General features: G+C 59.5%; 12 protein-coding genes. 5 read left to right on the top strand and 7 right to left on the bottom strand.

Annotated elements, in window-relative coordinates; all coding sequences use genetic code 11:
* Nucleotides 1-35 precede the first annotated feature (35 nt).
* A complete protein-coding gene (locus PMI35_RS18130; protein ID WP_008058906.1) occupies nucleotides 36-1,049 on the top strand; it encodes an AI-2E family transporter in 1,014 nt (337 codons plus the stop codon).
* Between the two features lie 140 nt (nucleotides 1,050-1,189).
* On the opposite strand, the gene PMI35_RS18135 is transcribed toward PMI35_RS18130, so the two are convergent.
* The gene (locus tag PMI35_RS18135) at nucleotides 1,190-2,464 is read right to left on the bottom strand and encodes an Hsp70 family protein (RefSeq protein ID WP_008058904.1); all 1,275 of its coding nucleotides are present in this window, start codon (nucleotides 2,462-2,464) and stop codon (nucleotides 1,190-1,192) included.
* 296 nt (nucleotides 2,465-2,760) lie between these two features.
* Between PMI35_RS18135 and PMI35_RS18140 the strand changes: the two genes are divergently transcribed.
* The gene (locus tag PMI35_RS18140) at nucleotides 2,761-3,708 is read left to right on the top strand and encodes a DnaJ C-terminal domain-containing protein (RefSeq protein WP_008058901.1); all 948 of its coding nucleotides are present in this window, start codon (nucleotides 2,761-2,763) and stop codon (nucleotides 3,706-3,708) included.
* A 23-nt stretch (nucleotides 3,709-3,731) separates the two neighbouring features.
* The gene (locus tag PMI35_RS18145; protein ID WP_008058899.1) at nucleotides 3,732-4,037 is read left to right on the top strand and encodes a chaperone modulator CbpM; all 306 of its coding nucleotides are present in this window, start codon (nucleotides 3,732-3,734) and stop codon (nucleotides 4,035-4,037) included.
* A gap of 17 nt (nucleotides 4,038-4,054) precedes the next feature.
* Here PMI35_RS18145 and PMI35_RS18150 read toward each other — a convergent pair whose 3' ends face one another.
* Nucleotides 4,055-5,182 carry a sensor histidine kinase gene (locus tag PMI35_RS18150; protein ID WP_008058897.1) on the bottom strand — a complete coding sequence of 376 codons (1,128 nt, stop codon included), beginning with the start codon at nucleotides 5,180-5,182 and terminating at the stop codon, nucleotides 4,055-4,057.
* A gap of 241 nt (nucleotides 5,183-5,423) precedes the next feature.
* On the opposite strand from PMI35_RS18150, the gene PMI35_RS35715 reads away from it, so the two are divergent.
* Complete coding sequence (locus tag PMI35_RS35715) at nucleotides 5,424-5,987, top strand: dermonecrotic toxin domain-containing protein (protein ID WP_008058896.1); 564 nt, start codon at nucleotides 5,424-5,426, stop codon at nucleotides 5,985-5,987.
* Between the two features lie 10 nt (nucleotides 5,988-5,997).
* Nucleotides 5,998-10,734: an NEL-type E3 ubiquitin ligase domain-containing protein gene (locus PMI35_RS18160; RefSeq protein ID WP_008058894.1), complete on the top strand. Its 4,737-nt coding sequence runs from the start codon at nucleotides 5,998-6,000 to the stop codon at nucleotides 10,732-10,734.
* Nucleotides 10,735-10,791: 57 nt separating this feature from the next.
* On the opposite strand, the gene ureC is transcribed toward PMI35_RS18160, so the two are convergent.
* From ureC to ureA, 5 genes are all read right to left on the bottom strand, one after another.
* Entirely contained in the window at nucleotides 10,792-12,492 is a 1,701-nt protein-coding gene (ureC, locus tag PMI35_RS18165; protein WP_008058893.1) for an urease subunit alpha, read from the bottom strand.
* Between the two features lie 125 nt (nucleotides 12,493-12,617).
* The gene (locus PMI35_RS18170; protein ID WP_008058891.1) at nucleotides 12,618-12,926 is read right to left on the bottom strand and encodes an urease subunit beta; all 309 of its coding nucleotides are present in this window, start codon (nucleotides 12,924-12,926) and stop codon (nucleotides 12,618-12,620) included.
* On the bottom strand, nucleotides 12,926-13,459 hold the full coding sequence (locus tag PMI35_RS18175) for a GNAT family N-acetyltransferase (protein WP_008058889.1): 534 nt from the start codon (nucleotides 13,457-13,459) through the stop codon (nucleotides 12,926-12,928). The genes PMI35_RS18170 and PMI35_RS18175 overlap by 1 nt, the downstream gene beginning before the upstream one ends.
* A 6-nt stretch (nucleotides 13,460-13,465) precedes the next feature.
* A complete protein-coding gene (locus tag PMI35_RS18180; RefSeq protein ID WP_008058886.1) occupies nucleotides 13,466-13,999 on the bottom strand; it encodes a GNAT family N-acetyltransferase in 534 nt (177 codons plus the stop codon).
* A gap of 9 nt (nucleotides 14,000-14,008) precedes the next feature.
* Complete coding sequence (gene ureA / locus PMI35_RS18185; RefSeq protein ID WP_007937143.1) at nucleotides 14,009-14,311, bottom strand: urease subunit gamma; 303 nt, start codon at nucleotides 14,309-14,311, stop codon at nucleotides 14,009-14,011.
* Nucleotides 14,312-14,331 lie beyond the last annotated feature (20 nt).

The raw sequence follows: 14,331 nt of genomic DNA, 5'->3' as shown, positions 1-14,331 counted from the left end.
TGCCAATCCTTTTACGCCGTTCGTTTTGAGGCTGTATGCCAACGTTTTCTCAACGCCAAGTTTTGCTGGTCATCAGCTGGGTCATTATTTTCGGCGGACTGCTGCTAGTGATTCCGCTGCGGTTGCTGCCCAGCCTGCTGGCCGGGTTGCTGGTATTCGAACTGGTCAACATGCTCACCCCCCAGTTGCAGCGGCTGATCGAAGGACGGCGTGCGCGTTGGCTCGCGGTGGCATTGTTGGGGACTTTGATTGTCAGTGTGTTGGCGCTGATTTTTGCTGGCGCCATCAGCTTTCTGCTGCACGAAGCGGAAAACCCCGGCGCCTCTCTCGACAAGTTCATGGGCGTGGTCGATCGCGCGCGCGGTCAGCTGCCACCCTTCATCGATGCCTACCTGCCCGCCAGTGCCGCCGAGTTCCGCGTGGCGATTGGCGAGTGGATCAGTAAACACCTCAGTGACTTGCAGCTCGTAGGCAAGGACGCCGCGCACATGTTCGTGACGTTGCTGATCGGCATGGTGCTGGGCGCGATCATTGCCCTGCAGCGCATTCCGGACCTGACCAAGCGCAAACCGCTGGCCGCGGCCCTGTTCGACCGCCTGCACTTGCTGGTGCAAGCGTTTCGCAACATCGTGTTCGCCCAGATCAAGATTTCCCTGCTCAACACGTTCTTTACCGGGATATTCCTGGCCGTGGTGCTGCCGATGTTCGGCATCAAGCTGCCACTGACCAAGACCCTGATCGTGCTGACCTTCCTGCTCGGCCTGTTGCCGGTGATCGGCAACCTGATGTCGAACACCCTGATCACCATTGTCGGCCTGTCGTTGTCGATCTGGGTGGCGATGGCCGCGCTGGGCTATCTGATTGTCATCCACAAGCTCGAGTATTTTCTCAACGCGCGGATCGTTGGCGGGCAGATCAGTGCCAAGTCGTGGGAGTTGCTCCTGGCAATGCTGGTGTTCGAAGCCGCGTTCGGCCTGCCAGGGGTGGTGGCAGGGCCGATTTATTACGCGTATCTGAAGAGCGAGTTGAAGCAGGTGGGGATGGTTTGATCAGGTACATGTAGTGTCTGATCCGACGCCATCGCGGGCAAGCCACGCTCCCACAGGTGGTGTGTCGTTCACAAATAATGATTACGACTCAAACCTGTGGGAGCGTGGCTTGCCCGCGAAGGGTTCACCTCGGTTCTGGATCAGTCCATCGTGCCGTAACGCTTGGCTGCCTCGATCGCCAGACCACTGCCGATGCTGCCAAAGATGTTCCCTTCCACATGCCGCGCATTCGGCAACATCGCCGAAACGCTGTTGCGCAGCGCCGGAATGCCACTCGAACCACCGGTGAAGAACACCGTGTCCACCTGATCGACCCGCACGTCGGCGTCTGCCAGCAACCGGCTGACGCTGTTGCGCACTCGCTCCAGTAAATTGTCGATGGCCGATTCGAACAATGCCCGGCTCAGCTCCACGCTCAATCCGGGTTCGATGCGGTCCAGAGGGACAATACGGCTGTCGACATGGGTCAGTTCGATCTTGGTTTCTTCCGTCAGCATGGCCAGCCAGTGCCCGGCGCGCTGCTCGATCAGCTTGAACAGGCGGTCGATGCCGCCGGTGTCTTCGATGTCGTAGCGCATGCTGCCCAAGGCCAGTTGGGACTTCTGCGAATACACCGAGTTGATGGTGTGCCAGGTTGCCAGGTTCATGTGATGGCTGGTCGGCATGTAGGCGCCGCTCTTCATCCGGCTGCCGTAGCCGAACAGTGGCATCAGGCCCTGCAAGCTCAACTGCTTGTCGAAGTCCGTCCCGCCGATGTGCACACCGCCAGTGGCGAGGATGTCATCCTGGCGGTTAGCCACACCACGACGCTCTGGCGACAGGCGCACCAGCGAGAAGTCGGAGGTACCACCGCCGATGTCGACGATCAGTACCAGCTCTTCCTTCTCGATGGTCGACTCGTAGTCGAACGCGGCGGCAATCGGTTCGAACTGGAAGGACACTTCCTTGAAACCGATCTTGCGCGCGACGTCCACCAGGGTGTCTTCGGCTTCTTTGTCGGCCATCGGATCATCGTCGACGAAGAACACCGGGCGGCCCAGCACCACTTCTTCGAATTCCCGACCGGCGGCGGCTTCGGCACGGCTCTTGAGCTGACCGATGAAGAGGCCCAGCAGGTCCTTGAACGGCATCGCCGTGCCAAGAACACTGGTGTCGTGCTTGATCAGCTTGGAGCCCAGCAGGCTTTTGAGCGAGCGCATCAGGCGGCCTTCGTACCCTTCCAGGTACTCGTGCAGCGCCAGTCGGCCGTACACCGGGCGGCGTTCTTCGAGGTTGAAGAAGACCACCGAGGGCAAGGTGATCTTGTCATCCTCCAGCGCAATCAGCGTTTCCATGCCGGGGCGCAGCCAACCGACGGTGGAGTTGGACGTGCCAAAGTCGATACCCACGGCACGGGCTGGAGATGCGTTTTTCATGTCTTTCGAGTTCCGGTTAAAAAACGGCCGCGCAGTGTATGCCAGTGCGGCACAGAATCGAAGGCCGGTTATCCGCTAAATCTTGCCGTTCACCGCTTGAAAGACGCGCCATCACCCCCAAACTACCCTGCATCAACCGGATAGCCCCAGGGCGAGCACAAGTCGCCCTGCACGCTGCCGATAAACTTCTGATGCGCTGCCCGGTCACAACCTTGAGATCGGTCAACCTCTGCGCTGCAAACAGGTGCATGCTGTGGCAGGTGGCGCGATTTCGATAACGGATGGTGATTCCCGCGATGGACTTCAAAGACTATTACAAGATTCTCGGTGTGGAGCCGACGGCAGACGACAAGGCGATCAAGGCCGCCTATCGCAAGCTGGCGCGCAAATACCACCCTGACGTCAGCAAGGAAAAGGACGCCGAGGCCAAGTTCAAGGACGCCTCTGAAGCCTATGAGGCGCTGAAAAGCGCTGACAAACGCGCCGAATACGACGAATTGCGCCGCTATGGCCAGCATGGCCAACCGTTCCAGGGGCCACCAGGCTGGCAGAGCCGTGGCGGTTTTGGAGGCGGTGGCCAGGACACTGGCGATTTCTCGGACTTCTTCAGTTCGATCTTCGGTAACCGCGGCCCCGGTTTTGCTGGCGGTGGACAATCACGTCGCAGCACCGGACGTCGAGGGCAAGACGTGGAAATGGAACTTGGGGTATTTCTGGAAGAAACCCTGTCGACCGAGTCGAAGAAGGTCACCTTCCAGGTCCCGCAGTACAATGCGGCCGGCCAGCATGTGAGCAACACCAGCAAAAGCCTGAACGTGAAGATCCCGGCAGGCGTGAGCGATGGTGAACGCATTCGCCTCAAGGGCCAGGGTGCTCCAGGTGTCGGCGGTGGTGCCAATGGCGACCTGTACCTGACCATTCGCTTTGCGCCGCACCCGAAATTTGATGTCGAAGGCGAGAACCTGATCATCACGCTGCCGCTGGCACCGTGGGAGCTGGCGCTGGGCACCGAAGTCGCGGTGCCGACCCTGACCGGCAAGATCAACCTCAAGGTCCCGGCGGGCAGCCAGAACGGCCAACGCATGCGTGCCAAGGGCCATGGCCTGATGAACAAGGCCGGCGAACGCGGTTATCTGTTCATCCAGTTCAAAGCCGTAATGCCCAAGGCCGCAGACGATGAGGTCAAGGCGCTGTGGCAGGAACTGGCGAAAAAAGCCGCCTTCAACCCACGAGAAAATTTTTGAACCCAGCGACGGAGTAGCCCATCATGAGCAGCCCCCTGATCGTTCAACTGGACCTGGCAGAATTTTGTGAGGCGAGCGACCTGACAGACGTCTACGTGATCGAAATCGTCGAGCACGGCATCCTCGAACCTCAGGGCGCGCAGCCCAAGGACTGGCGCTTCACCGATTACGAACTGACCCTGGCCAAACGCGCCGCCAAGCTGCGGCGCGATCTGGAGCTGGAATGGGAAGGTGTCGCCCTGGCGTTGGACCTGCTTGAAGAGGTCCAGCAATTGCGGGCGGAAAATCGGATGCTCAAACAGCGGTTAGGGCGCTTGGTGGTGGAGTAGGTGACGCCATCGATGCGTCACACTTTTCTCGGCAGCATCACGGTAAACAGCGTTCCGTCTGTTTCGCTCGAACTGACCTCAACCGTCCCACCGTGCGCATCCACCACTTCCTTGACGATAAACAATCCCAGACCGAGGCTGGTGGATGGCTGGCCCAGTTCTTCGTCGGCGCTGCGCACCAGTGGATCGAAGATCGTACCGATGTCCTTCTCGGCAATCGGTGCGCCGTAGTTGTGCACCGTGAGGTAAACGGTGTCGGGTTTGCCGCTGAGCGTCACCGTGACATCGCCTTTGGTCGAACCATGTTGCAATGCATTGCCGATCAGGTTTTGTAGCAACTGACTCAGCCGCGCGGCATCCCAGACACCTTGCATATCCCCCGCTACTTTCAGCGTTGGATCGCACTCGGGGTTTCCTGCGCAAGCCTGCGCAATCGCCTCATGTGCCACGGCAGCCAGGTTTGTGGGTGAGGGGTCTATGGGCAGGCTTTTGCCCAGGCGGCTGCGCACCAGTTCCAGCAAATCATTGACCATTGCCGCCATGTGCCGCGTGCCGCGCTTGATGTTGTTGGCGCAGGTCAGCGCATCGCCTTCCAACGGCGTTTTGCGCATCAGCAATTCGGTGGACATGCTCACCGCTTGCAAGGGCGCACGCAGGTCGTGGCCGAGTATCGCCAGGAAGATATCCCGTGAGCGATTGACCTGGTCGGCATAGGCCGCCGTGGATTCGGCGAGGGCTTCGTCAATGGCTTCGTTGAAACGGATCATGTCCTGGAAGTACGCCATATCCGGCGATTCCAGGCTGTTGACCCACAGGCGAATCACACAGGCGCGCAGGTGGCGAAATTCGCTGGTCATCTGTACCAGATCGAAGCCCACGGTATGCCGCAACTCGCCATGGCTGGCGCCGGCTTCGTCCAGGCTCGGGGTTTTTTCGGGGCCTTCGCCCTTGGCCTTGGCCAGCTGTTCGCTGGCGGTCTGCGCAGTGTTCATGTCGCGCGCGGCGGCCAACAAAATCGCCTTGGCATGGTCGCGCAGGGCTGCACGGTCCAGGTTGACGGCCGCCGGCGTGATGGTTTTGGCGAACTGCTCCCATTCATCAACGATACGGTCCACGTGTTGCCTGATGAAATCGGGGAGACGCATGGCCAGATTCCTGAGAGGTAGGTCAGGCGCATCTTAGCCCTTTTGCCGGGCGCTAAAAACTACCATTACGCGGCGCAAGCACCTGCGGGGAAAACGAGGGTGGTAATTAATTATTTTTTAGATTCTGAAATTTAATGAGATTTCAGATAAACAATAATTTTCCCCGCTGTTTTTTAATCTTTTGTTTTTTTGCATCCTCCCTAAAACTGGCAAATCAATTGACTGCATAAGGATATGCGAGATGAGCCAGGTATCGGGTGCACCCGAAATAGAGGTGTTGTATTCATATGGGGTGGGACAGGAAAACGTCTATCGTGATTATCTTCTGGGTAAGTTGCCGACGCCGATAAGAGATGCTCCGCCCTCGCGATTGGTCTCGCTCGCCAATGCCCAACCGAACTGTCCTGATTGGTACATGAATGCGCGCTCAATAGACCGCCAGCACCTCAAGGATCTGATTGACGAGCGCTGGCGTTTGCAGGGGCCATTGGAAACAACGCTGGAAAATCTGCAGCAAGACATCAATGCCTTTGCTGAACCCTTGCTGGTCAAGGCGTTGAAGGAAGAGCTGAAGCTGGAACTGGACGTCAATGCCACAGTGATTCGATTGTATATCCCGGCTAATCTATTCCCTGGTGTCGACAATAATGCAAGTCGACTCCGACAATCTTCATTGCTTGAGGCGGCGCTGCACAACTTCGAGGAGCCAGAAACACGGGCGGGGGCGTTTCGCGATGGCTCCGGCATCTTCACCGTTGACAGCACCAATGAGTTGCAGCGGCATGCATTGACCATTGACCATTGACCATTGACCATTGACCATTGAGCAATTTGCAACCCTGAGCCGCAAGCTCGATCTGGGTGCGCAGTATCAGCAGCATATAAAGGCATTGCTGAAACCCGAGGATGCCGCTGCAGGCGCAAAGGTCGCACAACAGGCGATCAACATCGAAAAAGCCGCTTTCAACGAATCGACTTACATCGCCTATCTGAAAAATGACATATCTTCCGGAAGTTACGCAAAGCTGCTGCAGGTTCGCGATGAGAAGCAGGGCATCGTCCTGGGTAATCGTCCGTTGTTATGCCATCGCCTTTCGCTGATGGGGTTCAACCTGTCCGGAATCGTGCTGTTCAGTGCAGTGGCGGACCCTTCAGAAGTCAAACGGCTTTATGACGGACTGGTCCCACAACACCAGCGCACGCTGATGGAATGGTCACGTCGGTTGACGTTGTTGCCGGGACAGGAATTCGATCAGTTCAAATTGCTGAAGGCATTTTTCGCCAATGGCCCCAAGGCTCTGGTCGAAGCCATGCTGCAACGCAATGATATTTACCAGCAGAGTCGCCTTGACGGAACGTTGCTGGTTTACGTCCCCGACGACCCTGATCACCCCGTCAAGGAGTATGACTCCCTTGCGGACTTCATGAAGGAGCTGGTGAGCCAGTTGCGCTCGCCGAGTTACCAGCAGTTTTTCAGCCGTTTTGTCGCACAAAAAGACAAGGGCAGGTTTTTTGCCCGTGTGCGCGAGCGTCTCACGACATTCACCTGGACGGCGCGTGGCCCATTGGACATGGGGCCCTGGTGGCGCGAAACCGCCGTCGAGAATCCCAGTGCGGAACCTGTCACCAACATCATGCAGGGGGCATTGTGGCCGCAGTTGGGTCGTTGGCGCAGGGAAAAGGCGATTGCTGACGCACGGCAAATCGCGGTGCTCACCGACGATGAAGATGCCGCCACTCGCTGGAACAGGCTGAGCACTTACCTGAACATCGGCTGGAATGTGTTCAATTTCGGCGCCATGCTGGTTCCTGGCCTCGGTGGACCGCTGCTGGCCGTGATGGTCGGGCAAATGCTGTTTGAAACCATGGAAGGGGTCGAAGAGTGGAGCAAAGGTGACAAGCAAGAAGCGGCAGGTCACCTTGTCGGGGTCATGATCAATTTTGCTCAATTGGCGCTGATGATGGCAGGGCATGTACTGCCCAGCGGTGCACCGCTGCCGGTCAAGCCGTCTTCCCTCATCGACGGGCTGAAACCGGTTCAACTGCCCGATGGCAGCGTGCGGTTGTGGAACCGAAACCTCACCCGCTACGGCCATGATATCGCTCTCCCTGCAGAGGCGAAGCCCAACGAGCTTGGCTTGTTCCGGCACGCTGACAAAGACATTCTCAAGCATGAAAACCAGCACTTCGAAGTGCGCAACGATCCGCGCACTGGCCAACCCGTCTTGCAGCACCCGAGCCGTCCCCAGGCGTATCAGCCCAAACTTGAGCACAACGGTGCAGGGGGATGGAAGACCGAGCTCGACCGCCCGATCGAGTGGGACAGCGCCAAGCTGATGCGCCGAATGGGGCCCGCAGCCGAAAGTTTCTCCGACGCCACTCTGCAGCAGATCCGTATCGCCAGTGGAGTGGAGGAGGGCGAATTACGCAGGCTGCATGTCGTCAACGAGCCGCCACCCGCTGTGCTTATCGACACGCTGGAGCGCTTCAAGGCCTGGGCCGATGTGGGCAAATTACCCGAGCAGATTCGGCGTGACGGGGTGCCGCATGCGTTCACTGAGCAGGTACCCCGCTTGCTGCTCGAAGTGCCTGGATGGCCTGAGCACACCCGTATCGAACTGTTTGAAGGTGCCGAACACTGGGGACCGTCGATGAAATTGGGTGACATCGACGCATCGCCAGCGAATACCTTGAAAATCACCCGCGCCGAAGTCCGCTCAGGGAAACTGCCGGAGTTTGCCGTGAAATTCATCGGCGAAGACGATATTCACGCCATGCTCGGGCAGGGTGTTTCCCGAGAGCAGCCCGTGCGGATCAATGCCTTGAGAAACAAGCTCGCCGAGCAAGCGATCACCCGGCGCGAATCCCTGTTCGCAGCGCTCAACCGCGAGAAACAGCAGGCCGGCTCCCCACCGGTGGTGGCGCTGCAGGATGCTTTCAGCGAACTGTCCACGGCCGCGGCCGAAGAATTGCTGGCCGACGTCGCCTCCGAGGATTTGCTGAAGATAACCGACTCGACGCACATCCCCCTGGCGCTCAGGGAGCGCGCGCGAGTCTCGCTACTGACGTCACGAGCCGCGCGCGCTTATGAGGGGCTGTTCCTCGATCTGCCCTACAGCGCGGACACCGAGCGTCTGGCGTTGCACTCGTTGCAGGCACTGCCCACATGGCCCGAAAACCTGCGAATCGAAATCCGTGCCTCTTCATTTGACGGAACGCTGAGCAACCGTGTCGGTCCGGAGGATGCCGCCATTCGCCGGGTTCTGGTCAGTGAAAACGGCCAGTACGAGGCACGAGATGCCGATGATCTCCATCTGCATGGGCCCGACGACTTGTACGCTTCCGTGTTGCATGCGTTGCCCGACGCCGAACGCGATGCGCTGGGGTATCAGATCAATCAGGGCGCCACACTCAAGCAGGTCATTCAGCAGGCGCCATTGTCACGAGACAGGTTCAACGTCCTGCTGGCGGACAATCCTATCCGCAAGCCGTCGTACGATCCGCTAACCATGCGCCTGCGCGGCGGCATGCGCGGCGCTTTTCGGGGGCTCGATCAGGTCAGTGGGCAGCTGACCGCCCAGGAGCGTGTCCGTGTCGTACGCCCCGGGTGGTCGGAGGAAGAAGCCCTGGATTACCTGCGGGCCGGGGGCAGTCAGGCGAATGTTGAGCAGAGGGCTGGCGCACTCGAAGCCGAATTCAATCGGCTCAACGCAAATTTTCAACGCTGGCTGAACTCACCGACCGAATCGTTTCGGTTCTCGTCCGCCGGCATCGCCGAATGGCAGTCGCGTAACACGGTGTACAAGGCCATCAGGGAAGCCTGGCAGCAGACCAGCCTGCGCGATGTGGATTCATATGGCGACCTGCAAGGCGCGGTACTCGATCTTCACGACCTGCCCATGGGACTGCGTCTGGAGACCATGCCGGCATTGGAGGGTAATTTCGATCACGTCACCCGGCTCAATCTGTCCAGCACTGGATTGGCCGATGCTCACATTTCCTTCCTCGACCATTTTCCCCGCTTGCGCTCGCTCAACATCAACGGCAATTCACTCACCAGAATTCCGAATGTCGTGGGTCGCATGCGCAACCTGACCGAATTGGGCCTGCGCGAAAACCGGATTGTGCTGGACCCACAAGGCATTGCTGACCTGGCTGACCTCACCGAGCTTCATACTCTGGACCTTGTGGGCAATCCTCTTGGAGAGGTTCCGGACATTGGCAGGATGAGAATGTTGCATACGGTCCTGCTGGCCGATACAGGTATTCGAGCCTGGCCGCGCGGACTGTTTTCGCAACCGCGGTTCCGGCATTTTTACCTGGATATCCAGCGCAATCCGATCCGGGCTATACCGGCGGTAGCTCGTGGCTCGGTGCAGGCGGAACTGCTGGCGCGAACAGTGGTGAGCCGCGAACCGGACTTTCTCTCGGCCAGCCATTTGCAGACGCTGCGCGATTACATCGAGTCTGTCGGCCTGGACCCGGATAGACCTTATCCGCCACGTGGCGTGCGCGACAGTCTCGATTGGGAAGAGGGCTTGTCACGACCTGAGTGGGTCGCCCGCCAGAAAATCTGGAACAGCGTCGAGGATGAGACCGGATCGGTCCCGTTCTTCAACGAGATCCGTAAACTGACCGGGTCATCACATTATGTTCATGACACGCTCTATCGAGTCGATCTGACTGCCAAGGTGTGGCGAATGCTTGAGGCAATGGCCAACAATAGCGAGTTGCGCCTGAAACTGTTCACCATGGCCACCCCCGGCACCGCGTGCGTCGATGCTGGTGCGCAGCTGTTCAACGCCATGGGCATGGAGGTACTGATCCATGAGACTTACGAGCTTGCCAATCCAGGCTTGGTGGAGGCTGAACTAGCCGCGCTGGCCCGGGGCAAGTCGCGCCTGGACGAGTTGACGCGGATCGCCCACAAGACGGTTTCCGAGCGTCTGGAGCAGGGCGAGGATTTCAGACGCGTAGATGCCCAGGGGCAGGTTGAAGGCACTGTCGACGAAGTGGAAGTTCATATGGCCTTCATGACGGACCTGGCTGATCGGCTGGACTTGCCGTGGCAGTTTCGCAAGATGCAATTCCGCAAGATTGCGGGTGTCGACCAGGCAATGATTGATGCGGCCTATCGAAGAGTGCTGGACCTTGAGGAAGGAGAGTTGCTGGATGATTTGATTGTCGACCAGCCGTTCTGGTCGTCCTATGTCGAAGATGCCAACCGCAGCGCTTTCAAAGGCTTCAGGCGCCGGATCAGCGCCACCACAGAGTTCTACATGGCACTGCAGGAACGCGTGAATGACCCTGCCTTGTCCCTTGAGGATGAGGCCCGGCTCAAGATCGAGATCAGGGCGCTCGCCGCAGAACTGGGAAAACCGGACAGCACGTTTGCCCCTGGCCGCGTCATGACTGAAGCGGAGTATGCCGCCGATTTGAAGGCGATAACTGATGAAAGCAGGGCGTTGCTCAAGACGTTGACACGTCAGGCGATCGACCGGGCAAAGCTGCAGCGGGTAGAAATCCCCTTCACCGTTCAACCGGCGAGCTGATCGCTTTTGGTATCGCAGGAGCCTGGCACGCCAGGTTCCTGCGTGTTGATCTCATTGTCAGAACAGGAAGTACCGTTGCGCCATCGGCAGCACATCTGCCGGCTCACACCACAGCAGCACGCCGTCGGCCTTGACCTGATAGGTCTGCGGGTCGACATCAATGCTCGGCAGGTAGTCGTTGTGAATCAGGTCAGTTTTCTGCACATCACGGCAACCTTTGACCACAGCGATTTTCTTTTTCAAACCCAGGGTTTCGGGCAAGCCGGCCTCTTGCGCCGCCTGGCTGATGAACGTCAGGCTGGTGGCGTGCAGCGAACCACCGTAGCTGGCGAACATCGGACGGTAATGCACCGGTTGCGGTGTTGGAATCGACGCGTTGGCATCGCCCATCAGGCTGGCCGCGATGGCGCCACCCTTGAGGATCAACGTCGGTTTAACCCCGAAGAACGCCGGTCGCCAAAGCACCAGATCCGCCCATTTGCCCACTTCGATCGAACCTACTTCATGGCTGATACCGTGGGTGATCGCCGGGTTGATGGTGTACTTGGCGATGTAGCGTTTGGCGCGGAAGTTGTCGTTGCCTTCACCGTCCCGGGGCAGTGGGCCGCGCTGCTTTTTCATCTTGTCGGCGGTTTGCCAGGTGCGGGTAATCACTTCACCGACGCGGCCCATGGCCTGGCTGTCGGAGCTGATCATCGAGAACGCGCCGAGATCGTGAAGGATGTCTTCGGCCGCGATGGTTTCGCGGCGAATGCGGCTTTCGGCGAAGGCCACGTCTTCGGCAATGCTTGGGTCCAGGTGGTGGCAGACCATCAGCATGTCGAGGTGTTCGTCGATGGTGTTGCGGGTGAACGGTCGGGTCGGGTTGGTCGAGCTCGGCAGCACGTTGGTAAAACCGCAGGCCTTGATGATGTCCGGGGCATGACCGCCACCCGCGCCTTCGGTGTGGTAGGTGTGGATGGTGCGGCCTTTGAAGGCGGCGAGGGTGGTTTCGACGAAGCCCGATTCGTTGAGGGTGTCGGTGTGAATGGCCACTTGTACGTCGTACTGGTCGGCGACACTCAGGCAGTTATCGATGCTTGCCGGGGTGGTGCCCCAGTCTTCGTGGAGCTTGAGGCCAATGGCGCCGGCCTTGACCTGTTCGATCAGCGGTTCGGGCAGGCTGGCGTTGCCCTTGCCGGTCAGGCCGATGTTCATCGGAAAGGCGTCGGCGGCCTGGAGCATGCGCGCCAGGTGCCACGGCCCGGAGGTGCAGGTGGTGGCATTGGTGCCGGTGGCCGGCCCGGTGCCGCCGCCGATCATGGTGGTGACGCCGCTCATCAGCGCTTCTTCGATCTGCTGCGGGCAGATGAAGTGGATGTGGGTGTCGATGCCTCCGGCGGTCAGGATCATGCCTTCACCGGCGATCACTTCGGTGCTGGCGCCGATGGCAATGTTCACGTTGGGCTGGACGTCCGGGTTGCCGGCCTTGCCGATGGCGGCGATGCGACCGTCCTTGAGGCCGACGTCGGCCTTGACGATGCCCCAGTGGTCGATGATCAGCGCATTGGTGATCAGGGTGTCGACCACGTCGCGTGCCAACAGTTGGCTCTGGCCCTGGCCGTCGCGAATAACCTTGCCGCCACCGAACTTCACTTCTTCGCCGTAGGTGGTGAAGTCTTTTTCCACTTCGATCCACAGCTCGGTGTCGGCCAGGCGGACCCTGTCACCGACGGTGGGGCCGTACATGTCGGTGTAGGCTTGACGGGAAATCTTCATTGCAATTCCTTCTTTGATCGTTCCCACGCTCTGCGTGGGAATGCCGCCATGGACGCTCTGCGTCCGCTTTTTGTGACGCGCAGCGTCACGGGATGCATTCCCACGCAGAGCGTGGGAACGATCGGTCAATCAAGGCCGCCCATGATCCTGCCGGCAAACCCGAATACCCGGCGATGCCCGGCCAGGTCGACAAGCTCGACCTCGCGGCTTTGGCCCGGTTCGAAACGCACGGCGGTGCCGGCGGGGATGTTCAGGCGCATGCCGCGGCTGGCGTCGCGGTCGAAGGTCAGGGCGTCGTTGGTTTCGAAAAAGTGGTAGTGCGAGCCGACCTGGATCGGCCGGTCGCCGCTGTTGGCCACTTTCAAGCTGACAGTGCGACGACCCGCGTTGAGTTCGATGTCGCCGGGCTGGATCTGGTATTCACCGGGAATCATCAATGGGCTCCTTGGAGGATCTTGTAGTAAAGGGCAGTTGGCTTGTAGCGGCCGCTCGGGTCGCAGGCGTAGTCGGGGATTTCACCGGCGCGGGTGTAGCCCAGCGCCTTGTAGAAGTCTTCAGCCGGGGAGCCGGCCTCGGTATCGAGGTAGAGCATGCCGCGTTTGTGTTGCAGGGCGGCCTGCTCCACAGCCGCCATCAATTGCTGACCCAGGCCGCGGCGCCGAGCATGCTCGCGCACCAGCAATTTCTGCACCTCGGCGCGGTTCAGGCCATTGGTTTTCTGGCACAGGGTCAGCTGTACGCTGGCCTGCACTTGTTCGTCCTTGACCACCACCCACAACAACACGTTGCCCTTGTTCAGGTTCTCCTGAACTTCATCGAAATACGCGCGGGCCTGCGTGGCATCCAGGTTGGCCATGAAGCCGACGCTGGCTCCATAACCGACGGCATCGAGCAGCAGGTCAATCAATCCCTGACGATAGTGCGCAAAGCTTTCAACGTTGACGCGTCGCAGTTGGGCGGGGTTCATCGGGTGTCACTCCTTGCTGGCGGTCGGTGGTTGCGCGCCAGGATTGAGGGTCAGTTGCATGAAGGTCAGGTCCAGCCAGCGACCGAACTTGGTGCCCACCTGAGGCATCTGCCCGGTGATCACGAAGCCGATGCGCTCATGCAGGCGAATCGAGGCGGCATTGCCACTTTCGATGGCCGCGACCATCACGTGTTTGCCGCAGTCCCTGGCGCGTTCGACCAGGGCATCCATCAGTTTCGGGCCAAGGCCATTGCCGCGCTGGTCGCTGCGCACGTAGACCGAATGCTCGACGGTGTGGCGGAAACCATCGAACGGTCGCCAGTCACCGAACGAAGCGTAGCCCAGTACGCTGTTCTCGCCGTCGACGATCACCAGGATCGGATAACCCTGGGATTGCCGGGCGCTGAACCAGGCTTGGCGGTTACCGAGGTCGACCGCCAGTTCGTTCCAGATCGCCGTGGTGTTGAGTACGGCGTCGTTGTAGATGTCACGGATTGCCGGCAGGTCGGCATGCACGGCATCGCGAATGGTGTAAGTCATGGTGCAGCCTCAGGCGATCGGTTGATGGACGGTGACCAGTTTGGTGCCGTCGGGAAAGGTCGCTTCGACCTGGATCTCCGGGATCATTTCCGGGATGCCTTCCATCACTTGTTCGCGGCTGAGCAGGGTGGTGCCGTAGTGCATCAGCTCGGCCACGGTCTGGCCGTCGCGGGCGCCTTCGAGCAGGGCCGCGGAAATGTAGGCCATGGCTTCCGGGTAGTTGAGTTTCACACCACGGGCCAAACGCCGCTCGGCGACGAGGCCGGCGGTGAAGATCAGCAGCTTGTCTTTTTCACGTGGGGTCAGGTCCATCGTAGAAATCCAGTCTCGGC

This window comes from Pseudomonas sp. GM78, assembly GCF_000282475.1.
Lineage (GTDB): Bacteria > Pseudomonadota > Gammaproteobacteria > Pseudomonadales > Pseudomonadaceae > Aquipseudomonas.
Note: the sequence above shows the minus strand (reverse complement) of the source record. Positions and strands in the feature narration are given on the sequence as shown.

Coding starts and splice junctions, on each gene's coding strand:
- PMI35_RS18130 (WP_008058906.1), top strand. CDS start 36: ATGCCAACGTTTTCTCAACGCCAAGTTTTGCTGGTCATCAGCTGGGTC.
- PMI35_RS18135 (WP_008058904.1), bottom strand. CDS start 2,464: ATGAAAAACGCATCTCCAGCCCGTGCCGTGGGTATCGACTTTGGCACG.
- PMI35_RS18140 (WP_008058901.1), top strand. CDS start 2,761: ATGGACTTCAAAGACTATTACAAGATTCTCGGTGTGGAGCCGACGGCA.
- PMI35_RS18145 (WP_008058899.1), top strand. CDS start 3,732: ATGAGCAGCCCCCTGATCGTTCAACTGGACCTGGCAGAATTTTGTGAG.
- PMI35_RS18150 (WP_008058897.1), bottom strand. CDS start 5,182: ATGCGTCTCCCCGATTTCATCAGGCAACACGTGGACCGTATCGTTGAT.
- PMI35_RS35715 (WP_008058896.1), top strand. CDS start 5,424: ATGAGCCAGGTATCGGGTGCACCCGAAATAGAGGTGTTGTATTCATAT.
- ureC (WP_008058893.1), bottom strand. CDS start 12,492: ATGAAGATTTCCCGTCAAGCCTACACCGACATGTACGGCCCCACCGTC.
- PMI35_RS18170 (WP_008058891.1), bottom strand. CDS start 12,926: ATGATTCCCGGTGAATACCAGATCCAGCCCGGCGACATCGAACTCAAC.
- PMI35_RS18175 (WP_008058889.1), bottom strand. CDS start 13,459: ATGAACCCCGCCCAACTGCGACGCGTCAACGTTGAAAGCTTTGCGCAC.
- PMI35_RS18180 (WP_008058886.1), bottom strand. CDS start 13,999: ATGACTTACACCATTCGCGATGCCGTGCATGCCGACCTGCCGGCAATC.
- ureA (WP_007937143.1), bottom strand. CDS start 14,311: ATGGACCTGACCCCACGTGAAAAAGACAAGCTGCTGATCTTCACCGCC.